The sequence below is a fragment of the Aquabacterium sp. genome (genome assembly GCF_041909175.1).
Lineage (GTDB): Bacteria > Pseudomonadota > Gammaproteobacteria > Burkholderiales > Burkholderiaceae_C > Aquabacterium.
In genome coordinates this window covers 215,724-238,073 of the sequence record NZ_JAYRDZ010000005.1, presented here as the reverse complement: position 1 = coordinate 238,073, position 22,350 = coordinate 215,724, and the positions used below count along the sequence as shown (strand labels likewise).

The window sequence follows — 22,350 nt, the reverse complement described above, 5'->3', positions numbered from 1 at the left end:
CGCTCAGCGTGGCTGGTATTCGGGTACCAGTTCGTGCAGACGAGCACGCAGCACTGGCGGGGCGCTGGCGGTTTCATCATGCGCCAGCAACAGCAGACGGTCGATCCAGTCGGCCGGCAATTCGCCTTTCAACTGGGCCAGTCTCAAGCGCGGGTGAGGCGTCGGCAAGGTCGTGTCGTCATCTGCCAGCAGCTCTTCATAGAGCTTCTCACCCGGCCGCAGCCCGCTGAACACCACCGGGATCTCTGCTTCGGTATGGCCTGACAAGCGGATCATCTCGCGCGCCAGGTCCGCAATCTTGACAGCCTCACCCATGTCCATGACGAAGACCTGGCCGCTTTCCGCCAGCGCGGCAGCTTGCAGCACCAATTGGGCCGCCTCGGGGATCGTCATGAAATAGCGCGTGATCTCAGGGTGGGTGACGGTAACTGGCCCGCCCTTGGCGATCTGCTCCTTGAACTTCGGAATGACGCTGCCACTGGAGCCCAGCACATTGCCGAAACGCACGGCCATGAAGCGCGTGCCAGGCGCCTTGGCAGACCAGTGCGACACCACCATCTCGGCCGCCCGCTTGGTGGCCCCCATCACATTGGTAGGGTTGACGGCCTTGTCCGTGGAGATGAGGACAAAGCGTTGCACCCCAGCCTCTGCAGCAGCCTGCGCCACCTGATAGGTACCCAGGGTGTTGTTGCGCAAGGCAATCCAGGCGTTGTCGTTTTCCATCAGCGGCACATGTTTGTAGGCCGCCGCATGGAAGACCAGTCCTGGCCGGTGTTCGGCCATCACCCGACGCAGGTCTTCCAGGTTCTTGACATCACCCACCAGGCGCACCAGGGGCAGATGCGGGAAGCGCTCGCTGAGGTCCTGCTCCACCGTGTAGAGGGCGAATTCACTGAGCTCGAACAGTACCAGGCGGCTGGGACCAAACCGGGCAATCTGGCGGCACAACTCGGAGCCAATCGAGCCACCAGCACCCGTGACCATCACGACCTGACCGTTGATCAGATCGGAGACGGCGGTTTCGTCCAGTTTGACGGGATCGCGGCCCAGCAGATCATCGGGCTGGATGTCACGGACGCGCTCGATACGGGAGCGTCCATCACGCAACTCTTCCGCACTGGGAACCGTCAGAATGGGCAGCCCGGTGGGAACCGCCATGTCGAGGACACGCTTGCGCTGGGCCCGCGTGGCCGATGGCATGGCCATGATCAGGTGGGTGACATCCTTGATGGCGTCCTGGTCCTGCAACAGATCCAGGCCACCCCAGACCGATACACCGGCCATGCTGGCGCCTTGCTTGGACGGGTTGTCATCAAGCATGCCGACCACAGACCAACCGCGGTGCTGGATACCTGCCAGCAGGAGCTTGGCAGCGGCCCCGGCGCCCAGGATCAGCGCCCGGTGCTCTACCCCATCCCCTCCGAAGCGACGTGCACGCTCATGTTCACTGAGGACGCGAACGGACATGCGCGCCAGCGACAAGGTGGCCAGCGAAAAGAACGGGTGCAAGGCCAGCACCGCGCGCGGCACCTCGACCAGCTGGGCCATCAGCACGATGACAGCGCAGGCCAGGCCGGCACCAAGGCACATCACGGCCAGCCGGGTGATGTCGCTGAAGCTGGTGTAGCGCCAGGATGCGCGTGGCACATTGAGCGCCCAGGACAGCACCGAATACACCGCCACCACACCCAGCAGCACGGCCCAGTCGTAATGGGGGCGCTCATGCAGCCAGCGCTCCACCCCCATGCGAAACAGGTAGGTGGCATGCCAGGCAAGCAGAATCAGCAGGGCATCGACAAGCAGCACGACCAGTTGCCGGCGGGGGCGAAGCTGGTCAAGAAAGGGGTTCAGGGCGGTCCAGAACATGGGCGGCAAAATTCAGGCAGCAAGCCGTGATTGTGCCTCCGCCCGCCCGTTCAACGTTTGACTGTGCCGGCATCCTGCCCGAAAAGCACGCTGCGCGAGGCTTGATTGACCGTCGAAGCCTGGTCTGGATTGACTTCTGCCGCCCTCGCGTAGGCGCGTTGCGTGGCCGGCCTGGCCGCAACGTCTTCAAACCAGCGCTTCAGGTGGGGAAAATCATCGAGGTTCTGGCCCTGGCGCTCATGCGGCACCACCCAGGGGTAGCAGGCCATGTCGGCAATGGAGTAGCTGCCGGCGATGTAGTCACGGTCCTGCAACTGACGGTCCAGCACAGCATACAGACGGGCCGTTTCCTTGGTGTAGCGCTCGATGGCGTAGGGAATCTTCTCGGGGGCGTACTGGCTGAAATGGTGGTTCTGTCCCGCCATCGGGCCCAGGCCTGCCATCTGCCAGAACAGCCACTGGATGACTTCCTGGCGGCCTCGGAGGTCATCCGGAATGAACCGCCCCGTCTTCTCTGCCAGATACAGCAGGATGGCCCCTGATTCGAACAGACTCAGCGGCACGCCGCCGTCTGCAGGCTGGTGATCGACGATGGCCGGGATGCGGTTGTTGGGGGCAATCTGCAGGAACTCGGGCTTGAACTGATCACCCTTGCCGATGTTCACCGGCAAGATGCGATAGGGCAAACCGGCCTCTTCCAGAAACAGCGTGATCTTGTGGCCGTTAGGGGTGGTCCAGTAGTACAGGTCGATCATGGTGATGCATCCAGGTAGGCAGACATGTGCACCATCATGCCTTCACCTGTACAAACCCACCGACAATGAGGACATGAATCCGGACGATGCCCCTCTCCCCCCGCTGCCCCCACTGAAGCTGGGCCTTTACCGCCACTACAAGGACCTGCCCTACGAGGTGATCGGGTTGGCTCGGCACAGCGAAACACTGGAACCCATGGTGGTGTACCGGCCGCTGTATGGCGAGCAGGCATTGTGGGTCCGCCCGTATGACATGTTCATCGAACACGTGGAGGTAAATGGCGTACGGCAGCCTCGCTTTCGCTGGGAAGGCGACACTCAGAACAAGGGCAATGATTCACCCAGGTGATCGGCCTCCAGCTCGGCGCGCCCGTCACCCTTGATCAGCCCCTCCATCTTGACGCCCAGCAGGCGCAGGCGCCGATCCAGCGGCGCGGTCTTGAGGCAGCGCCCGGCCCACAGCCTGATCACTTGTGGGTCACGTGTCGCGGCCGGCATGGTGATGCTGCGCGTGACGATGTGGAAGTCGTCGTAGCGCAACTTGATGCCCACCGTGCGCCCAACGTAACCCTTGCGCTGCAGGTCATCAGCCAGCCTCTCGCACAACTGCGTGAAGAGTTGCCCCAACTGGAGGCGATCTTCACGCGGGTGGAGATCGCGCTCGAAAGTGGTCTCCCGGCTGAGTGATTTGGGCTCCCGCCAGGTCACCACCGGCCGCTCATCTCGGCCATGCGCGGCGTCGTGCAGCCACTGGCCGTAACGGGTACCGAAGTGACGCTGCAGAAAGGCCGGATCAGCCGCTGCCAACTGCCCGATGGTATCGAGACCCAGTGTGTGCAGGCGCTCGTTGGCCTTGGGGCCGATGCCATTGACGCGGGCTACAGGCAAAGGCCAGATGCGAGCCGGCACATCGGATGCGGTCAGCACCGTCAGACCATCCGGCTTCTCCAGATCGGAGCACAACTTGGACAGGAGCTTGTTCGGTGTGACGCCGATGGAGCAACTCAAGCCGGTGGCAGCACGCACTGCCGCCTTGATGCGTGCAGCGACATCGCGCACACCGGCACAGGGATCTGCCGGGTCGGACGCCTGCATGCCCGGCACCTCACTGAGGTCTATGTAGATTTCATCGATGCCACGGTCTTCGATCACTGGTGCGATGGAGGCCACCGCAGACTTGAACAAGCGAGAAAAATGCCGGTAGCGATCAAAGTCAAGCGGCAACAGGTAGGCATCCGGTGCGAGCTGGGCCGCCTTCATCAGACCCATGCCCGAATGCACCCCCATGGCACGCGCCGGGTAGGTTGCGGTGGTGATGACGCCACGACCGGCGTAGTCCCTCAAGCGCTCGAACACAGGCTCGCCACTGGCTTCATCCAGGGCGACGCGCCTGCGGCCGCCGATGACCACGGCTTCGCCCTTGAGCTGCGGATAACGCAACAGCTCCACCGATGCATAAAACGCATCCATGTCGAGGTGGGCGATCCAGCGCAACGTCAACGGTTTCAACCCATCAGATCAAACCGGCTGCGATGTTGATCATCAGCGCCAGCACGGTCGTGTTGAAAGCGAAAGCCAGGGTGCAATGCAGCAAGCCGATGCGACGCATGCCGGAGCTGGCCAAGGCCACATCTGCTGTCTGGCCCGATGTGCCAATCACCATCGACATGTAGAGAAAATCGACATAGGTCGGTGCCGTGCCACCGGGAAAATCTAGCGGCGCGGGATCACCTTCACCCAGCACCCGGTAGTACTCGTGGGCGTAATGCAGGGCGAACATCACATGGGTGAAGGCCCATGATGTCACGATGGTCAGACAGGCCAAGGCGATGTGGGCGCTGCGGTTCCAGCCATGCAGGTCCTTGGCGACCCCCAGTTCCATGACGATGGCCACCAGGCTGGCCAGCGCCGCCAGCACCACCATCATCAGCACCAGCCAGGGCTGAACGTCCTGATGGCGCGACTGCACTTGGGTGCGGTGGCTGGAGGCACGCACCATCATGATGGCCGCCATCACCAGGTACAGCAGTGCGCCGGCATTCCAGGCCACCAGTGCCCGCGCGACCGGATGTGCAACCCAGGCGACAGGCAGCAACAGGCCCAGCAGGGCACCGAACACGGCACCCACGAACAGGCGCGGTCGGGCGCGCACATGGCGCAACAGCAGATTACCGGTCAAGGATGAGCGAACTGGCGACGACGTCACGTGGACCTGGGTCAGAGTTGATTCAGGGGAATTTTGAGGTAACTCGCCCCGTTTGGTTCCGGTGGCGGAAATTGCCCGGCCCGGATATTGATCTGGACGGCAGGCAAAAGCAACACCGGCATGTCGAGGGTGGCATCGCGTGCCTGACGCATCGACACGAAGCCGGCCTCGTCCCGGCCATGGCCCACATGGATGTTGCCCGCCTTCTGCTCGGCCACCGTGGAGCACCACATGGGCGCCCGTCCAGCCGGTGGGTAGTCATGGCACATGCACAAGCGTGTGTCATCAGGGAACGACAGCAGCCGCTGGATGGAGCGGTACAGGGTGCTGGCATCGCCGCCAGGGAAATCGCAACGCGCGGTCCCCACATCGGGCATGAACAGGGTGTCGCCCACAAAGAGCGCATCACCAATCTCATATGCCATGTCTGCTGGTGTGTGCCCCGGCACAGCCCAAGCGCGGATGGTGAGCCCCCCCACCGTCAAAGTGTCCTGGTCTGCCAGCAGAAGGTCGAAGTGGTGTCCATCGGCGGCGAACTCGTCCCCCAGGTTGAAGATGCCTTTGAAAACCGACTGCACCTGCAGAATGGCCGCACCAATGGCGACACGCGCTCCCAAACGGGATCGCAGAAGATGCGCGGCCGACAGGTGATCCGCATGGGCATGCGTTTCCAGGATCCATGCCACACGAAGCTGCTGTGCTGCCACGAAGGCACACAGCGCATCGGCTGACCGCGTTGTCGTGCGTCCGGACTTGGGGTCATAGTCCAGCACCGGGTCGATGATCACCGCATGCCCGCCCATCTGGTCGAAAACGACGTAGCTGTAGGTCCAGGTGGCCGGGTCGAAGAACGCCTCAATCTGGGGAACCATGCCTGCTCCAGTCAGTTGCTTATGTGTTTTTTGCATTACCTTATAATAACAACGCATATACAAACACACGGAGCATGTGCCTGTTCAGCGCACTGTGCCACTGAGACTGCCCATGACCCTCACCTTGTTTCTTGGATTGCTGCTCGGGGCCGTGTTGGGCCTGAGTGGCGCAGGTGGAGGCATCCTGGCCGTGCCGTCTTTGGTGGCCGGCATGGGCTGGAGCATGCAGCAGGCTGCCCCCGTGGCCTTGATCGCGGTGGCTGGCAGCGCCGGACTCGGTGCCCTGGAGGGTTTGCGTCGCGGACTGGTGCGCTACAAGGCCGCCATCCTGATGGCCTGTGCTGGCGTGCCCATGACAACCTTGGGGCAGCGTCTGGCCGCCCTGACCTCTCAGCACACCTTGCGTATGCTGTTTGCCATCGTGATGTTGTTCGTGGCCTGGCGCCTGCTGCGCACGGGCAAAGGCCAGCAGCATGACAGCATCGAAGCAGGCTTCCTCAGCGATCTGGGACGCATCAACCCCGATACGGGCCGGTTCACCTGGACGGTGCCGACGGCCTTGATGCTCGCGGCCATCGGGGCCACCACGGGTTTCACCACGGGCTTGCTAGGTGTAGGCGGTGGTTTCGTGATGGTGCCCCTGCTCAGGCGTTTCACCCACCTGGCCATGCATGGCATTGTCGCCACGTCCTTGCTGGTGATCGCCCTGGTCGGCTGCGGGGGCGTGGTCAGCGCCCTGCTGCATGGCGCCCAACTGCCCATGGAGGTGACCCTGGCGTTCAGTGGCGCCACGGCCAGCGGCATGGTCGCCGGCCGGCTGCTTGCGCGCAAGCTGAGTGCGCGCAGGGTACAAATTGGTTTTGCCTGTGTACTGATTGCCGTGGCGATCAGCCTGCCGTGGCTGTGACGGACTGAACCAGCATCGAGATGCGCGGGCTCATGTTGGCCGGAATCAGTCGGATCTCGGGGTGTTGACGGGCAAAAACACGGAACAGCTCATCGGCAAAACTGTGGCTGACTTCGGTCACGCCATCAAAGTCGATCTCGGCATGGCGGAATTGCTGCAGGCGCGACACCGCACGCCGTGCCTGTGCACGCGAATCGAGCGCCACCCCTTGGGACAACAGGAACCGCAGAGGCACACGCGTGCAATCGAATTCAACACCCTCGCGGTCGCTGCTCCAGTTGGCCAGCACCGCATCAAAAGAGCGCGTGGTGTCCAGGGAAATGGAAGCGTAGACCGAGGTGCCTCGACGCTCCAGCGGACGCCCACCATGCCAGCGGCCCTCTTCCCAGGCGCGACGCTGGAACTTCGAACCATTGGCATGGATCTCGAACACATCGGCCAGTTGGGAGGAGAAAAACAGCCCACGCCCGGTGTGGCAATCAGGCAAGCTGGTGAGCTTGCCCTTGCTGAGTTCCAGCATCGCGAGTTCGGGATCATCAATCGCAAAGAACTCGCGGATGTGATCGAACAGGCCCTGGCCGTCATCCGAGATCAGCAACTGCACATGGCTGGCGGTCTGGCGCATGGACACCGTCACCGCCGTGCCCCCGCTGTGCTCGATGGCGTTGTTGAGGATTTCGCCAAAGATGTGCTGCATCATGCGCGACACCGTTGCCGGCAGCGTGACATAGGGGGCGAAGTCGCGGGCCCATGGCAGGTCTTCCTGCAAACCGCCAACGGGATAACTCATGACCACCTGCCGCATCAGACCCGGCTTGAAGACCGGCTTGGACACAGGCCCACTTTTCTCCAGCCAGCCAGATTCGATCAGTCTGACCAGGGCCTTGCGCACGGCAGGGCGGCTCGAGCCCGTTCGCTCTGCCACATAGGCACTGAGGTCGTGCGGGTGGCGCACGGCCGCCGTGGTGATCCAGCTGGTGAGTTGGTGCAGGTGAAGCGGGGTCATGATCAGCATCCTTTCAGCTGATCCGAGTATGGAAATGCACCCCGCCCTTCTAAAGCGGAATGAACAGGCGTTTCACCCGCCATTTCGGGGCCGACGCCGAGCCCGACCTCAATGAGTGGCCGCTGCTGGGACGGGCCAGGTGCTCAGCAGCGCTTCGAATTCCTGAATCGGCAACGGCCGGCTGTAGAGGAAGCCTTGCACCATGTGGCAGCCCCACGAGCCCAGGTGGTCGCGCTGCTGTTCGCTCTCGACACCTTCGGCGACCACTTCCATACGCAGGCTGCGTGCCAGCGTCACGATGGCCTTGGCCAGCACGGCACTGTCACGGTCGGTGGTCAGCTCACGGATGAAAGACCGGTCGATCTTGATGGTGTCCACCGGGAACCGGGTGAGATAGGACAAGGCCGAATAGCCCGTGCCGAAATCATCGATGGCGATGGTGACGCCCAGGCCATGCAGCTGTTCGAGGATGGTCCGGATATCGACCCGATCATTGAGCAACAGGCTCTCGGTGATCTCCAGCTCGAGCCACTGAGGCTGGCAAGCTGTGGCCGCCAGCACCTTGCGCACCGTGCCGACCAGATCACCGGTATAGAACTGGCGCGGCGAGAGGTTCACCGCCATCCGCATGTCGCGGGCCCGCACATGGCTGCTGTTCCAGCGGGCCACGGTGGCACACGCCTCCTTCAAAGCCCATTCACCCATGTCGATGATCATGCCGGTGTCTTCCGCGATGGCGATGAACTTGTCGGGCGGCACCAGGCCCCGCTCAGGATGACGCCAGCGCATCAAGGCCTCTGCGCCCGAGATGTCGCCATCGACCAGATCAATTTTCGGCTGATAGAAGAGTTCCAGCTCGCCACGCTCCAGCGCCTTGCGCAGATCGGCTTCGATCTTCAGTCGGTCACGCGCGGATGCGGTGAGCTCCCTGGCATAGAACTGGAAGTTGTCCCGCCCGCAATGCTTGGCGTGGTACATCGCCGCATCGGCATGCGCCAGCAACTCGGCCACATCGGCACCGTCAACCGGATACACCGCGATGCCTGCACTGGCGGTGACCACGTATTCGGTCTCTTGCAGGAAATAAGGGGCCTGGAACACGCCCTTGACGCGCGCGGCCACCACATCGAGATCGGCCCGCTGCTTGATCTGCGGCACGATCAGGGCGAACTCGTCTCCCCCCAGACGTGCCACGGTGTCGTACTCGCGCAAGGCCAATGTCAAACGTGCGGCCACGGCCTGCAGCAGGCCATCACCGACTGGTGCGCCCAGCGAATCGTTGATCTTCTGGAAGTGGTCGATGTCGAGCAGCACCACGCCCACGCTGTCACCCGTTTGGCCGGCTTCTGTCAGCGCCTGTTTGAGTCGCTCGTTGAGCAGCGTCCGGTTGGGCAATTGCGTGAGCGGATCATAGAACTCGAGCCGGTGCGTCTGCCGTTGCAGCGCCTTGAGGTCGGTCACATCCTGCGTGACGCCCAAGGCATGGATGGCGCGGCCCTTGGTGTCGTACTCAAGCCGCACCCAGTTATGGGTTTCACGTCGGCTGCCATCCGGGGAGACCAGACCATGTTCGTAACGGAAGCCGGCCTCCTGGTTGACGAATGCCTGACGGTAGCGTTGCAGCATGGCCTCGCGCTCGTCCGCCGGGATCGTGGCGTGGAAGTCGCGCAGCAGAATGCGGTCGACACCGGGAAACCCCAGCACTTCGGAGCCGACACATTGCACCCCGGCATCCGGACCATTCGTGCAGTCCCATTCCCAGTAGCCGATGCGCGCGATGTGCTGGGCGTCCGACAGCTTGCGCTGCGCCTCCTCGAACTCGCTGACGTCCCGGCCAATGGCCAGCACGCTGACCACGTGCCCCATCCCGTCTCGCTCTGGCACGATGCGAACGTGATAGGTGCGCGCCCGTTTGGTACGCGGCTGATAGCAGTAGCGGTACTGCCGCTCTTCCCCGGTTTTCAGCACCTCCCAGACAAGCTGCTCGAAAGGCTGCGCCTGCGGGTTGCCATTGCGGTGCTCCGTCGGGCGAAGCCCCAGCAATTCGTCGCGAGTCAGGCCGCTGGCGCGGATCATCGCCGCATTCACGTAGACCCGGCGGCAATCCTGGTCGTAGCGCGCCACCGTGTCCGGCGTGTTGTCCATCATGATGCTGGCTTCACGCTGGCGCATTTCAAGCAAGCTCTGCGCATGAACCCGGCTGGTGATGTCCTGGGACACGGCAAAGACACGTGTCGGCTGCCCATCATCGGAGTACGTGAACTCGGCGTTGCACGACAGATGAAGGTGCTCGCCGTTGGGCAAGCCAATCTTGTATTCGTAAGCCAGCGTCGGTAATTTTTTCTCGTAGGCATCGAGATACAACTGGCGAACATGGCTGCGGCTGGGCTCCAGCATCTGCGCCAGGATCTCCTCCTTGGTCGGCGACCAGCCCGGCTGCTGGCCAACCAATCGGCAGGCCTCCTGCGACATGCGGCTTTGACCGGTCACCAGATCGATTTCCCAGAACCCCATGCTGGCCAGTCGCTCGGCCTTTTCCAGTTTGATCTGGAGCGCCTTCATGGCAGTGATGTCCTGAGACAGTGCCAGGACACCTTGGATCTGCCCGGCAGCATCCATTTCAACCTGCATGCGAACCTGCACCCAGCGCCGAGCGCCATCCAGACCCTGCCAATCCAGCTGAAACAGCTGCGGCATGCCTGAATCCAGCGCTTTTCGCAGGTATGCCGCGTAAATGCTGGCGTCGAAGTTCAACGGCAGCTCATCAGGGCGACGCCCCATGACGGCGCCTCGGGTCAGGCCAAGTGCAGACAGAAAGGTGGCATTCGCGTATGTGCAGCGCAAATCGAGGTCGTGACGCGCAATGGCATCCGGAGCCGCCTCGACGAGCTGCTGAAACAGGTTGGCGTCAGGACCCTGCATTCAGCCCCCACGCACCCGTGTTCTTGAAACTGATTCTGTGTGCACTGTCAAATTCTTCACGGTATGCAGACATGAACAGCACCGCCTCAGTGCAAGCAAGCAATAGAAACACGCGGAACACGTCTTTCGACCAGCATCAAATGAACTTGAGCCTAGCGCGGGTCTTTCCGCATCACAATAGGCAATATGACTAGTACCCCACAAGAAGACGACGTTCTGGCGGCCACCAAGACCTGGCTGGAGAAGGCTGTGATCGGCCTGAACCTGTGCCCATTTGCCAAATCGGTCCATGTGAAGGACCAGATCCGCTACGTCGTCAGCGAAGCCAGCACCCCGCAAGAGCTGCTCGAAGAGCTGGTTCAGGAGTTGCAGCTGCTGGCCGAGATCGACATCAATGAAGTGGAAACCACCTTGCTGATTCACCCCCGGGTGCTGCAGGATTTCGATGATTACAACGCCTTTCTGGACATCGCCGACGAAGCCCTGACCCAATTGGATCTCGACGGAGTACTGCAGGTGGCCAGCTTCCACCCGGACTACCAGTTCGAGGGCACGGAAGCCGACGACATCTCGAACTACACCAACCGTTCACCTTTCCCGACGCTGCACCTGATCCGGGAAGAGAGCATTGACCGCGCGGTGGCCGCGTATCCGGATGCGGAATCCATCTACGAGCGCAACATCGAGTTGCTGCAGCACATGGGTCACGACGGCTGGAAGAAGCTTTTCAGCGCCTGATCCCACTGCTGCTCTGCAGCTCGCATCGCGGCCTGTTTGACCGGCCCGAAGCCCAGGATGGTTTCGGGCACCTGCGCCAGCGCCAGCGCTTCATGAACGTTATGCAAACGCAGGCCAGTGGCGATGGCCTCCAGGCCACCGAGGTAGCGCGTCAACCACGCCCGCTCCGCACGGCGCTCGGCCAGCCAGCCAAAGGGATCGAGCCAGGTGCCGCGCAGCACACGCAGCCCCGACAGCAAATGCAAAGCGGGTCGCCAGCGTGACGACAGACGCACCTTGCGGGGCTGGCCCAGTACATCCCGAGGCCCGAATGGCAGACTGACATGCCAGGCCATCTGCCAGTCACCGTCGAACTGCGCGGCAATGGCGTCTGTCGCAGCGGGTTGCGTCATCAGTCTCGCCACTTCGTACTCATCCTTCACGGCCATCAGCCGGAACAACTGGCGGGCCACCATGTCACCCAGCGGTTCACCGCCAAGGGGCAGCCCACCATGCGGACTGCGCACCCGGGCTTCGGCTTCGCGAATGCGCTGAACCCAATGCGCATAGTGACCAGCGAGCGCAGGCCCCTGGTAAGCCACCAGATCAGCATGCCGACGCGCCACGAAAGCATCCAGTGCAGCACCTGAGAGGCCTTTGCGAGGCCTGCTCAGTTGCACCGGCACCGCTGGCGTTGCCAGACGCATCACCGCGTCCGGATCGACCGCTGCCCGACGCCCCCACTCGAAAGCGGCCAGGTTCATCGACACCTGCACACCATTGAGTTCGATGGCCCTGCGCAGGGTGGCGCGGCTGAGTGGCACCCACCCACGTTGCCAGGCCAGCCCCAGCATCAGGGGGTTGGCATAGATGGCGTCACCCAGCAGGCGTTCGGCCAACCGATTTGCATCGACCTGAGCCCACTGTCCGGGTCGGGCGGCTGACTTCAGGCTGGTCTGACAACGGGCATCCGGAAATGCCCAGGTCGGCTCATGAACCAGCGCAGCCGTCGGTGTCTGGTGCGTGTTGAGCGCCACGCAGGTTCGGTCTGCGGACATGACAGACAGGGTCTGCGCATGCGCAGCCACAATCGCATCACAGCCCAGCACCAGATCGGCCATGCCGGTGGCCACACGGGTGGTGAACAGGGCCTCGGGTGTGTCCGCGATCTGCACATGGCTCCACGTGGCACCTCCTTTTTGTGCCAGACCCGCCGCATCCTGCGTGACGATGGCCTTGCCTTCCATGTGCGCAGCCACCCCGAGCAACTGCCCAATGGTGATGACCCCGGTTCCGCCGACGCCGGCCACCACCATGCCCCAGGCGTTCGAGGCAGACGGCACATGGGGGTCGGGCAAGGAAGGCCAGTTGGCTGCGGCCTGGGCTTCATCCACACTCGGCGCACGCCCGCGCACCCGCCCACCTTCCACCGTCACCAGGCTGGGGCAGAAGCCCCTCAAGCACGACAGATCCTGGTTGCAACTGCTCTGGTTGATGCGGCGCTTGCGGCCCAACTCGGTTTCCACGGTTTCCACGCTCAGGCAATTCGACTGCACAGCGCAATCGCCACAGCCCTCGCACACCGCTTCGTTGATGACCACATGCTGTGTCGCCTGCGGCAACTTGCCGCGTTTGCGCCTGCGGCGCTTTTCGGTGGCACAGGTCTGGTCGTAGATGATGACGCTGCACCCAGGCAGGGTACGCATGCGCTGCTGCACGGCATCGAGTTCATCGCGGTGATGCACCGTGACCCCCTGTGCCAGCCCCTCGACGCCCTCATATTGGCCGGGCTCATCGGTGACGATGGCGATATCACGCACGCCCTCTGCCTGCAGTTCGCGCGTCATGTCGGGCACACGCAAAGTGCCATCCACCGGCTGGCCTCCCGTCATGGCCACCGCGTCGTTGAACAGGATCTTGTAGGTGATGGCCACCTTCGCGGCAATGCTCTGTCGGATGGCCAGAAGGCCCGAATGAAAGTAGGTACCGTCCCCCAGGTTGGCAAACACGTGGCACTCATCCGTGAAGGGGGCCTGCCCCACCCAGGCCACACCCTCACCGCCCATTTGGCTGAAGGTGCTGGTCCGGCGGTCCATCCAGGCAGCCATGTAGTGGCAACCAATGCCCGCCAGGGCCCGAGAGCCCTCGGGCACCACCGTCGACGTGTTGTGGGGGCACCCGCTGCAGAACCAAGGCTGGCGCTCCACACTGGCGCCCTGCTGGGCCAGTTGCTGTTCCTTGGCCTCGATCACGGCAACCCGGGCGTGAACCCGATCCCGGGTGTCCCGATCCAGTTCATCGAGCATGCCCAGGCGCGCGAGACGTTGCACGATGGCCTTGGCAATGAGCGCCGGCGTGAGATCCGCCTTGGCACGCAGCAGCCAGCGGTCTGCCGGGTTGGGCCGCGACCATTCCCCGCCGCTGTGGTCGCCCTCGCCATCGTTGAATTTGCCCAGCACGTGGGGCCGCACGTCTTCGCGCCAGTTGTACAGCTCTTCCTTGAGTTGGTATTCGATGACCTGGCGCTTTTCCTCGATGACCAGGATCTCCTGCAAGCCCATGGCGAAGTCGCGGGTGGCGCTGGCCTCGAGCGGCCAGACCACGCTCACCTTGTGCAGACGAATGCCAATGCATGCACACGTCGCGTCATCCAGCCCCAGATCATGCAGGGCCTGGCGGGTGTCGTTGTAGGCCTTGCCGCTGGCAATGAGGCCCAGTCGCGCATGCGGGGAGTCGATCACCGTGCGATTGAGGCGATTGGCCCGCACATAGGCCAGCGCCGCATACCACTTGTAGTCCATCAAGCGGGCTTCCTGCTCCAGCGGGGGATCAGGCCATCGGATGTGCAAGCCGCCGGACGGCATCTGGAAGTCTGACGGAACCACGATGTCGACCCGGTCCGGATCGACCGACACGGAGGTCGATGACTCCACGATTTCCTGGATCACCTTCATGCCTGCCCACAGCCCGGAGAAGCGGCTGAGCGCATACGCATGCAGACCCAGGTCGAGGATGTCCTGCACGCTGGCGGGGAAAAACACCGGCAGCCCACAGGCTTTGAAGATGTGGTCGCTCTGATGTGCCACCGACGAACTGCGGGCCACATGGTCATCGCCCGCCACGGCGATCACGCCGCCATGCCGCGCGGTGCCTGCCATGTTGGCGTGCTTGAACACATCGGCGCTGCGATCCACCCCCGGCCCCTTGCCGTACCAGAGTCCGAACACGCCATCGAAGCGGCGGTGCTGCGGGTAGAGATCGAGTTGCTGGGTGCCCCAGACCGCGGTGGCGGCCAACTCTTCGTTGACCCCGGGCTGGAAGGTGATGTGATGGGCTTCGAGGTGGCTGCGGGCCTGCCACAAAGCCTGGTCATAGCCCCCCAGGGGCGAGCCACGATAGCCACTGATGAATCCGGCCGTCCGCAAGCCCTGCGCCGCGTCGCGCACCTGCTGCAGCATCGGCAGGCGCACCAGGGCCTGCACCCCGCTCATGAAAGCACGACCATGGTCAATGGCGTACTTGTCATCCAGGGAGAGCGAGGCCAGGGCCTGGATGACCGATGCCGGAAGCGGTGCGTTCATGACGAACCTCCTGTCACCAGTGAGGTCAGTCTAGACAGCGTCAACCGGGTCAGGTCAAGGGAATACCCTCAGCGGTCACCCGCCAATTTCTGATTTCAACTCAAAAAAGAATCAGTGAAACCACCTACATAGCTGTCATACAGAAGCCATCCAGGTCGCTCAATAATTGAGTCACACTCAATTTTCAAAGCATGACCGCTCTCCAACGTGTCACCCCCCGCCGCGCCAAGTCTCAACTTCGTGTGACGGAGTTGCTGGCAGCCGCACGCAGTGTGTTCTCCGAACAGGGCTTTCAGCGCGCCACCATGGCCCAGATCGCCGAGCGGGCCGGCGTGTCGGAAGCCACCGTCTTCACCTACTTTGCCGGCAAGCGCGAGCTGTGCATCCAGGTCATCACCGACTGGTATGACGAGATTTCAGCCGAGCTGGAGCAGGCTTTGCCCCGCTTGCAGGGATTCCATGCCCGGCTCGCCTTCATCATCCGCCACCACCTGGTCACCCTGCTGGCCGATGGCTCCGGCATGTGCGCCCTCGTGCTGGGCGAGGGCCGCGTCAACGCCCCGGAGTTGAGCGAAGTCATCGGGGAATGCATGCGCCGCTACACCGCACCGTTGATGGACTGCCTCGCACAGGCACAGGCCGACGGCACCATCCGCCAGGACATGCCGCTGCGCTTGCTGCGCGACCTCGTCTACGGTTCGATGGAACACGTGCTGTGGGATTCGATGTCCTCGCAGAAGAGCCCCGCCATCGACGCCATCGCCGAACAACTGACCGCCCTGATCTGGAGCGCGCTGATGCCCCGAGATGCCGCCCTGGAAGCCCTGCATCGCTTCCGTGATGACGTGCAGGCTGCCTTGAACCGCGTCGACACCCCGGCGCGCAGCCGCACCCATCCCACCCGTCGCAACGGACCTCGTCATGCCGCAGATTGAATCTACCCTCAACACCCGCTCGCCGGCCTTTGCCGACCATGCCCGCGCCATGCAGGCCCTGGTCGACGACCTCGAAACCCGCCTGAGCACGATGGCGCTGGGTGGCGGTGAAGGCCCCCGGGCCAAGCACGTGGCACGCGGCAAGTTGCTGCCACGCGACCGGGTCGAAGCCCTGCTGGATGCCGGCTCTCCTTTCCTGGAGATTGCGCCGCTGGCGGCACTCGACATGTACAACAACGACGCACCCTGCGGCGGCATCGTGGCCGGCATCGGCCGCGTGGCTGGTGTGGAGTGCATGGTGGTCTGCAACGACGCCACGGTGAAAGGGGGTACCTACTACCCCATCACGGTGAAGAAGCACCTGCGCGCCCAGGAGATTGCCGCGCAGAACCGCCTGCCCTGCATCTATCTGGTCGATTCAGGCGGCGCCAACCTGCCCAACCAGGATGAGGTCTTTCCCGACCGAGATCACTTCGGCCGCATCTTCTACAACCAGGCCAACATGAGCGCCGCGGGCATCCCACAAATCGCGGTGGTGATGGGCTCGTGCACCGCCGGCGGGGCCTACGTGCCGGCCATGAGCGACGAAACCATCATCGTGGCCAACCAGGGCACCATCTTTCTGGGTGGACCACCCCTGGTGAAGGCGGCGACCGGAGAAGAAGTCAGCGCCGAAGATCTGGGCGGAGGCGACGTGCACACCCGCCTGTCAGGGGTGGCCGACCACCTGGCCCGCGACGACCACCATGCACTGGCCCTGGCCCGCCAGTGCGTGGCCTGTCTGAACTGGCACAAGGCGCCTGGCCTGAACCTGATCCCGCCACGCCCGCCACGCTATGACGAGCAGGAGCTCAACGGCATCATCCCCACCGACACCCGCAAGCCCTTTGATGTGCGCGAGGTCATCGCCCGCATCGTCGACGGCTCGGAGTTCGACGAGTTCAAGGCCCGTTACGGAAGCACCCTGGTCACCGGCTTCGCCCACATCGAGGGCATGCCCGTGGGCATCATCGCCAACAACGGCATCCTGTTTGCCGAAAGTGCCAACAAGGGCGCGCACTTCATCGAGCTGTGCTGCCAGCGCAAGATCCCGCTGGTGTTCCTGCAGAACATCACGGGCTTCATGGTCGGACGCAAGTACGAAAACGAGGGCATTGCCCGGGCTGGCGCCAAGATGGTGACCGCCGTGTCCTGCGCCCAGGTACCCAAGTTCACCGTGATCATCGGGGGCTCCTTCGGGGCTGGCAACTACGGCATGTGCGGCCGTGCCTTCAACCCGCGCATGATCTGGATGTGGCCCAACGCCCGCATCAGCGTGATGGGAGGCGAACAGGCCGCCAGCGTGCTCGCCACGGTCAAGCGCGATGGCATCGAGTCCCGCGGCGGCAGCTGGGGAGCGGACGAGGAAGCCGCCTTCAAGGCCCCCATCCGGGCGCAGTACGAAGCCCAGGGCCACCCCTATTACGCCTCGGCCCGTTTGTGGGACGACGGCGTGATCCGCCCCACCGACACCCGCCGGGTGCTCGCCCTGGCCTTGAGTGCCAGCTTGAACGCCCCGATCGAGGACACCCGTTTCGGCGTGTTCCGCATGTAACCCGGCTGCGCTGAGAGGAACCGTTCACCATGTCGACACTCGATCTTGCCCGCCAGGGCCCACTGGCCCAGGTCTGGCTCAACCGACCGGACCTGCGCAACGCCTTTGACGACGACACGATTGCCGAGCTCACGCAAACCTTCCAGCGACTGGGCCAGGATGACAGCGTGCGCGCCATCGTGCTCGGCGCCCATGGCAAGGCCTTCTGCGCTGGCGCCGATGTGAACTGGATGCGCAAGATGGCGGGCTACTCCTGGGCTGAAAACCACGCCGATGCCACGCGGCTGGCCGACATGCTGTGGGCCATCGCGAGCTGCCCGGTGCCGGTCATTGCCCGGGTGCAGGGTGACTGCTATGGCGGCGGCGTGGGTCTGGTGGCCGCCTGCGACATCGCCGTGGCCACCCACAGTGCGCACTTCTGCCTGTCCGAGGTGAAGCTGGGGCTGATCCCCGCCACCATCAGCCCCTATGTGGTGGGCGCCATGGGCGAACGCGCGGCCCGCCGCTACACCCTCACCGCCGAACGCTTCGATGCCCAGCGTGCGCAGGCGGTCGGTCTGGTACACGAAGTGTGCGAAGTCGATGCGCTGGATGCCACCCTGCACACACTGACCCAGTCCATCGTCGCCAACAGCCCTCAGGCCGTGAAGGCAGGCAAGCGCCTGATCAGCACGGTGGCCCACCAGCCCATCAGCCCGGCCCTGCGCGACCAGACCGCACGCCTGATCGCCGACATCCGCGCCAGCGAAGAGGGGCGCGCCGGCTTGCAGGCCTTCCTCGACAAGCGCACGCCCCCTGGCAACAGCCCACCGATGGCCAAGCGGCCTGAACCCGAGAGCTTGAGCATGTTCACCAAGATCCTGATTGCCAACCGCGGGGAAATCGCCTGCCGCGTGGCAGCCACTGCGCGCCGCCTGGGCATCCGCACTGTGGCTGTCTACTCCGATGCCGACCGACTGGCCGCACATGTACAGGCGTGCGATGAAGCCGTGCACATCGGTGGCGCCGCCCCCCGCGAAAGCTACCTGCGGGCCGACCGCATCCTGGCGGCCGCCCAGGCCACCGGCGCTCAGGCCGTGCACCCCGGATATGGCTTCCTGAGCGAAAACGAGGGCTTTGCCCAAGCTTGCGCCAATGCGGGCATCGCCTTCATCGGCCCGCCGGCTGCGTCGATCGCCGCGATGGGCAGCAAGGCCGCCGCCAAGGCCCTGATGGCCGAGGCCGGCGTGCCACTGGTACCCGGCTACCACGGCGCCCGCCAGGAGCCCGAATTCCTGCTGGCCCAGGCCGATGAGATCGGCTACCCGGTCCTCATCAAGGCCAGTGCCGGTGGCGGTGGCAAGGGCATGCGGGCCGTACAGCGCCGCGAAGACTTCGTGGCAGCCCTGGCCTCGTGTCAGCGCGAAGCGGCTGCCAGCTTCGGCAACGACCATGTGCTGGTCGAGCGTTATGTGACCCGCCCCCGCCACATCGAAATCCAGGTGTTCGGCGACAGCCACGGCCACTATGTGCACCTGTTCGAGCGCGATTGCTCGGTCCAGCGCCGCCACCAGAAGGTGCTGGAAGAAGCCCCCGCCCCTGGCATGACCGAAGACCGCCGCGCAGCCATGGGGGCTGCGGCCATCGCCGCGGCACGCAGCGTGGGCTACGTCGGAGCAGGCACGGTCGAATTCATCGCCGAGCAGGATGGCCGCTTCTACTTCATGGAGATGAACACCCGCCTGCAGGTGGAGCACCCGGTCACCGAAGCCATCACCGGGCTCGATCTGGTCGAGTGGCAATTGCGCGTGGCCGCTGGCGAGCCGCTGCCACTGGCCCAGGAAGACCTGAGCATCCGGGGGCACGCCATCGAAGCCCGCATTTGCGCCGAAAACCCCGACCAGCAATTCCTGCCGGCCACCGGCCGCCTGCAGACCTTGCGCCAGCCCGTGGCCAGCTACTTCCGCATCAGCCCGGTACGCATTGACAGTGGGGTGCGTGAAGGCGACGACATCTCGCCCCACTATGACTCGATGATTGCCAAGCTCATCGTGCACGGCGACACCCGCGAACAGGCCCTGGCCCGTCTGGATGCTGCACTGAACGAGCTGCACATCACCGGGCTGCACACCAACGTGGCCTTCCTGCGCCGGATCGTCAGCTCACCGTCATTTGCGCAGGCCGATCTGGACACCGCCTTGATCGAGCGCGAGCACAGCCATCTGTTCGAACACGGCGGCCTGCCCGATGCGTGGCTGTTGGGTGCCACGATGGCTGCCCTGCAAGGCGATGCAGCCCACGCTGCCGGCCCCGATCCCTGGTCGCACGCCGATGGCTGGCGGCTGCACGGCGAAGCCCGCGTGTCACACCTGCTGGCAGTGCGGGGCGAGCCCTGGCGAGTCAGTGGCCAGCCCTGGCGATCGGACGGAGGCCAACTGCTGCTGCCGGGCCAACCGCCCGTGTCTGTCACCGTGCATGGCCGCCATGGCCATGCCCTCGACCTCAGTCTGGGCGACACCCGTGCCACCGTCCATGTCTACCGACACGGCGATCGCTTCGATGTGATCGGCCCCGGCGGCCAGGCGCAGGTCAGCTTGCTCGACCCCCTGGCCCAGCGCGACGACCTGCACCGCGCTGGCGGACGACTGACTGCCCAAATGCCCGGACGGGTGGTAGCGCTGCTGGTCGACGTAGGCCAGCGCGTTCAGGCCGGTCAGGCGGTCGCTGTGACCGAAGCCATGAAGATGGAACACACCCTCAACGCACCGGCCGACGGTGTCGTTTCGGACATCCTGTGCGCCGTGGGCGACCAGGTGCCGGAAGGCGCCGAGCTGCTGCGCATCGAACCTTGCGAAGCCCCATGAACACCTTGCCCACCCATGTCACACTTGTCGATGTCGGCCCCCGAGATGGCCTGCAAAACGAGGCCCAAGCCGTGCCCACCGCGGCGAAGATCGAGCTCGTGCATCGCCTGCAGCGTGCCGGTCTGCGTGAGATCGAGGTCACCAGCTTCGTCAGCCCCAGGTGGGTGCCACAGATGGCCGACAACGCCGAGGTGATGGCGGGCATCCAGCGCCAGGCAGGTGTGCGCTACAGCGTGCTCACGCCCAACATGAAAGGCTTCGAAGGCGCGCTGGCCGCCCAGGCCGACGAGGTGGTGATCTTTGCGGCGGCCAGCGAGGCCTTCAGCCAGCGCAACATCAACTGCTCCATTGCCGAGTCGATCGAGCGCTTCCGCCCGGTGGCCGAGGCTGCCCACGCCGCCGGCATGAAAGTGCGCGCAGCGGTGTCGTGCGCACTCGGCTGCCCTTACCAGGGTGAGGTCGCTGTCTCGGCTGTAGACGATGTGGTGCAACGCCTGCTCGACATCGGCTCGGACCACATCGGCATCGCCGACACCATCGGTGTTGGCACGGCGGGGCGCGTCACGACCGTGATGGAGCAGGCCCTCAAGCGCGTGCCGCTGGCCGAACTCAGCGGCCACTTTCACGACACCTATGGCCAGGCGCTGACCAACATCCATGCCTGTCTGGCACTGGGCATCCATACCTTTGATGCCAGTGTGGCCGGGCTGGGGGGCTGCCCCTACGCCAAGGGGGCCACTGGCAATGTGGCCACCGAAGACGTGGTCTACCTGCTCCACGGGCTGGGCATCCAGACCGGCGTCAACCTGGACCAACTGGTCGATGCAGGCGCGTTCATTTCCGGCGTACTGGGACGCAAGCCCGTGTCCCGTGTCGCCAATGCGCTGCTCGCACGGCGCGCACTCACCTGATTCCCATCACCACACACGCGTTCGAAACGAACCGATACCGAGGAGACCGTCAGATGAACATGCCAGGACTCAATCACCTGCTGGGTGAGGACATCGACGCGCTGCGCGAAGCCGTGCGGGCCTTTGTGGACAAGGAACTGGCGCCGCGCGCCGCCCAGATCGACCGCGATAACGCCTTCCCCTCCGACATGTGGAAGAAGCTCGGCGACCTGGGCGTGCATGGTCTGACCATCTCCGAGGAATACGGCGGCACCAACATGGGCTACGTGGCCCACATGGTGGCCATGGAAGAAGTCAGCCGGGGCAGCGCCGCGGTGGGCCTGAGCTACGGCGCGCACTCCAATCTGTGCATAAACCAGATCAACCGCAATGGCAGCGAAGCGCAAAAGCGCCAGTACCTGCCCAAGCTGATCAGTGGCGAGCACATTGGGGCCCTGGCCATGAGCGAGCCCAATGCTGGCTCCGATGTGGTCAGCATGAAACTGCGCGCCGAGCGGCGGGGCGACCGCTACGTGCTCAACGGCAGCAAGATGTGGATCACCAATGGCGGCGATGCCGACACCCTGGTGGTCTATGCCAAGACCGATCCCGAGGCGGGTGCACGCGGCATGACCGCCTTCCTGATCGAGAAGGGCATGAAGGGCTTCAGCCGCGGTGCCGCGCTGGACAAGCTGGGCATGCGGGGCTCCAACACCTATCCGCTGTTCTTCGAAGACTGCGAGGTGCCTGCCGAGAACGTGCTGGGTGGCGAAGGCAACGGCGTCAAGGTGCTGATGAGCGGGCTGGACTATGAACGTGCCGTGCTGTCGGGTGGGCCACTGGGCATCATGCAGGCCGTGATGGACAACGTGGTGCCCTATGTGCACGAACGCCACCAGTTCGGTCAGGCCATCGGCGAGTTCCAGCTCATCCAGGGCAAGCTGGCTGATATGTACACCGTGCTGCAGGCCGCGCGCTCCCTGGCCTACACGGTCGGCAAGAACCTCGATGCGCTGGGCAAGCAGCACGCTCGGCACGTCCGCAAGGACTGCGCCGGCCTCATCCTCTGGACGGCAGAAAAGGCCACCTGGATGGCCGGCGAAGGCATCCAGATCTTTGGTGGCAACGGCTACATCAACGACTACCCGCTCGGCCGCCTCTGGCGCGATGCCAAGCTCTACGAGATCGGTGCCGGCACCTCCGAGATCCGCCGCATGCTGATCGGCCGCGAGCTGTTTGCCGAAACGGCCTGATCA

General features: G+C 64.0%; 16 protein-coding genes and 1 pseudogene. 9 read left to right on the top strand and 8 right to left on the bottom strand.

Translation table 11 applies throughout. The features are described 5' to 3' along the window. Positions 1-3 precede the first annotated feature (3 nt). Both ACE3PH_RS09495 and ACE3PH_RS09490 read right to left on the bottom strand, forming a co-directional pair. Complete coding sequence (locus tag ACE3PH_RS09495) at positions 4-1,866, bottom strand: polysaccharide biosynthesis protein (protein ID WP_374318238.1); 1,863 nt, start codon at positions 1,864-1,866, stop codon at positions 4-6. A 50-nt stretch (positions 1,867-1,916) separates the two neighbouring features. After that, positions 1,917-2,621: a glutathione binding-like protein gene (locus ACE3PH_RS09490; RefSeq protein ID WP_374318236.1), complete on the bottom strand. Its 705-nt coding sequence runs from the start codon at positions 2,619-2,621 to the stop codon at positions 1,917-1,919. A gap of 73 nt (positions 2,622-2,694) precedes the next feature. Here ACE3PH_RS09490 and ACE3PH_RS09485 point away from each other — a divergent pair, with 73 nt between their 5' ends. After that, positions 2,695-2,970, top strand: coding sequence for a DUF1653 domain-containing protein (locus tag ACE3PH_RS09485; protein ID WP_374318234.1), 276 nt, complete (start codon positions 2,695-2,697; stop codon positions 2,968-2,970). On the opposite strand, the gene dinB is transcribed toward ACE3PH_RS09485, so the two are convergent. The 3 genes from dinB to ACE3PH_RS09470 are packed head-to-tail and all read right to left on the bottom strand — an operon-like array spanning position 2,940 to position 5,699. Beyond that, positions 2,940-4,130 carry a DNA polymerase IV gene (gene dinB, locus ACE3PH_RS09480; RefSeq protein WP_374318232.1) on the bottom strand — a complete coding sequence of 397 codons (1,191 nt, stop codon included), beginning with the start codon at positions 4,128-4,130 and terminating at the stop codon, positions 2,940-2,942. The genes ACE3PH_RS09485 and dinB overlap by 31 nt on opposite strands. Positions 4,131-4,134: 4 nt before the next feature. Further along, a complete protein-coding gene (locus ACE3PH_RS09475) occupies positions 4,135-4,827 on the bottom strand; it encodes a DUF1345 domain-containing protein (RefSeq protein ID WP_374318230.1) in 693 nt (230 codons plus the stop codon). Between the two features lie 11 nt (positions 4,828-4,838). Further along, positions 4,839-5,699: an MBL fold metallo-hydrolase gene (locus ACE3PH_RS09470; RefSeq protein ID WP_374318229.1), complete on the bottom strand. Its 861-nt coding sequence runs from the start codon at positions 5,697-5,699 to the stop codon at positions 4,839-4,841. A gap of 112 nt (positions 5,700-5,811) precedes the next feature. Here ACE3PH_RS09470 and ACE3PH_RS09465 point away from each other — a divergent pair, with 112 nt between their 5' ends. Continuing rightward, on the top strand, positions 5,812-6,606 hold the full coding sequence (locus ACE3PH_RS09465) for a sulfite exporter TauE/SafE family protein (RefSeq protein ID WP_374318227.1): 795 nt from the start codon (positions 5,812-5,814) through the stop codon (positions 6,604-6,606). On the opposite strand, the gene ACE3PH_RS09460 is transcribed toward ACE3PH_RS09465, so the two are convergent. Both ACE3PH_RS09460 and ACE3PH_RS09455 read right to left on the bottom strand, forming a co-directional pair. Beyond that, complete coding sequence (locus tag ACE3PH_RS09460) at positions 6,587-7,612, bottom strand: STAS-like domain-containing protein (RefSeq protein ID WP_374318225.1); 1,026 nt, start codon at positions 7,610-7,612, stop codon at positions 6,587-6,589. The two genes, ACE3PH_RS09465 and ACE3PH_RS09460, sit on opposite strands and share 20 nt — an antisense overlap. Before the next feature lie 108 nt (positions 7,613-7,720). Continuing rightward, positions 7,721-10,534, bottom strand: coding sequence for an EAL domain-containing protein (locus ACE3PH_RS09455; protein WP_374318223.1), 2,814 nt, complete (start codon positions 10,532-10,534; stop codon positions 7,721-7,723). Between the two features lie 186 nt (positions 10,535-10,720). Between ACE3PH_RS09455 and ACE3PH_RS09450 the strand changes: the two genes are divergently transcribed. Further along, a complete protein-coding gene (locus ACE3PH_RS09450; RefSeq protein ID WP_374318221.1) occupies positions 10,721-11,272 on the top strand; it encodes a DUF1415 domain-containing protein in 552 nt (183 codons plus the stop codon). Here the strand turns inward: ACE3PH_RS09450 and ACE3PH_RS09445 are convergent. Beyond that, complete coding sequence (locus ACE3PH_RS09445; RefSeq protein ID WP_374318219.1) at positions 11,239-14,832, bottom strand: indolepyruvate ferredoxin oxidoreductase family protein; 3,594 nt, start codon at positions 14,830-14,832, stop codon at positions 11,239-11,241. The two genes, ACE3PH_RS09450 and ACE3PH_RS09445, sit on opposite strands and share 34 nt — an antisense overlap. A 191-nt stretch (positions 14,833-15,023) precedes the next feature. Between ACE3PH_RS09445 and ACE3PH_RS09440 the strand changes: the two genes are divergently transcribed. From ACE3PH_RS09440 to ACE3PH_RS09415, 6 genes and pseudogenes are all read left to right on the top strand, one after another. Next, positions 15,024-15,767 (top strand): TetR/AcrR family transcriptional regulator, encoded by a 744-nt coding sequence (locus ACE3PH_RS09440; RefSeq protein WP_374318217.1) that lies wholly within the window; start codon positions 15,024-15,026, stop codon positions 15,765-15,767. Then, positions 15,754-17,361 carry a carboxyl transferase domain-containing protein gene (locus ACE3PH_RS09435; protein WP_374318215.1) on the top strand — a complete coding sequence of 536 codons (1,608 nt, stop codon included), beginning with the start codon at positions 15,754-15,756 and terminating at the stop codon, positions 17,359-17,361. Before ACE3PH_RS09440 ends, ACE3PH_RS09435 begins: the two co-directional genes overlap by 14 nt. A 29-nt stretch (positions 17,362-17,390) precedes the next feature. Further along, a pseudogene (locus tag ACE3PH_RS09430) lies at positions 17,391-18,146 on the top strand (enoyl-CoA hydratase/isomerase family protein); the annotation flags it as partial. Between the two features lie 60 nt (positions 18,147-18,206). Further along, a complete protein-coding gene (locus ACE3PH_RS09425) occupies positions 18,207-20,204 on the top strand; it encodes an acetyl-CoA carboxylase biotin carboxylase subunit (protein WP_374318435.1) in 1,998 nt (665 codons plus the stop codon). Then, the gene (locus ACE3PH_RS09420) at positions 20,201-21,115 is read left to right on the top strand and encodes a hydroxymethylglutaryl-CoA lyase (RefSeq protein WP_374318213.1); all 915 of its coding nucleotides are present in this window, start codon (positions 20,201-20,203) and stop codon (positions 21,113-21,115) included. Before ACE3PH_RS09425 ends, ACE3PH_RS09420 begins: the two co-directional genes overlap by 4 nt. A gap of 53 nt (positions 21,116-21,168) precedes the next feature. Continuing rightward, entirely contained in the window at positions 21,169-22,347 is a 1,179-nt protein-coding gene (locus ACE3PH_RS09415) for an isovaleryl-CoA dehydrogenase (RefSeq protein WP_374318211.1), read from the top strand. Positions 22,348-22,350 lie beyond the last annotated feature (3 nt).

Coding starts and splice junctions, on each gene's coding strand:
- ACE3PH_RS09445 (WP_374318219.1), bottom strand. CDS start 14,832: ATGAACGCACCGCTTCCGGCATCGGTCATCCAGGCCCTGGCCTCGCTC.
- ACE3PH_RS09420 (WP_374318213.1), top strand. CDS start 20,201: ATGAACACCTTGCCCACCCATGTCACACTTGTCGATGTCGGCCCCCGA.
- ACE3PH_RS09450 (WP_374318221.1), top strand. CDS start 10,721: ATGACTAGTACCCCACAAGAAGACGACGTTCTGGCGGCCACCAAGACC.
- ACE3PH_RS09465 (WP_374318227.1), top strand. CDS start 5,812: ATGACCCTCACCTTGTTTCTTGGATTGCTGCTCGGGGCCGTGTTGGGC.
- ACE3PH_RS09425 (WP_374318435.1), top strand. CDS start 18,207: ATGTTCACCAAGATCCTGATTGCCAACCGCGGGGAAATCGCCTGCCGC.
- ACE3PH_RS09485 (WP_374318234.1), top strand. CDS start 2,695: ATGAATCCGGACGATGCCCCTCTCCCCCCGCTGCCCCCACTGAAGCTG.
- ACE3PH_RS09435 (WP_374318215.1), top strand. CDS start 15,754: ATGCCGCAGATTGAATCTACCCTCAACACCCGCTCGCCGGCCTTTGCC.
- ACE3PH_RS09455 (WP_374318223.1), bottom strand. CDS start 10,534: ATGCAGGGTCCTGACGCCAACCTGTTTCAGCAGCTCGTCGAGGCGGCT.
- ACE3PH_RS09440 (WP_374318217.1), top strand. CDS start 15,024: ATGACCGCTCTCCAACGTGTCACCCCCCGCCGCGCCAAGTCTCAACTT.
- ACE3PH_RS09470 (WP_374318229.1), bottom strand. CDS start 5,699: ATGGTTCCCCAGATTGAGGCGTTCTTCGACCCGGCCACCTGGACCTAC.
- ACE3PH_RS09415 (WP_374318211.1), top strand. CDS start 21,169: ATGAACATGCCAGGACTCAATCACCTGCTGGGTGAGGACATCGACGCG.
- ACE3PH_RS09490 (WP_374318236.1), bottom strand. CDS start 2,621: ATGATCGACCTGTACTACTGGACCACCCCTAACGGCCACAAGATCACG.
- ACE3PH_RS09460 (WP_374318225.1), bottom strand. CDS start 7,612: ATGACCCCGCTTCACCTGCACCAACTCACCAGCTGGATCACCACGGCG.
- ACE3PH_RS09495 (WP_374318238.1), bottom strand. CDS start 1,866: ATGTTCTGGACCGCCCTGAACCCCTTTCTTGACCAGCTTCGCCCCCGC.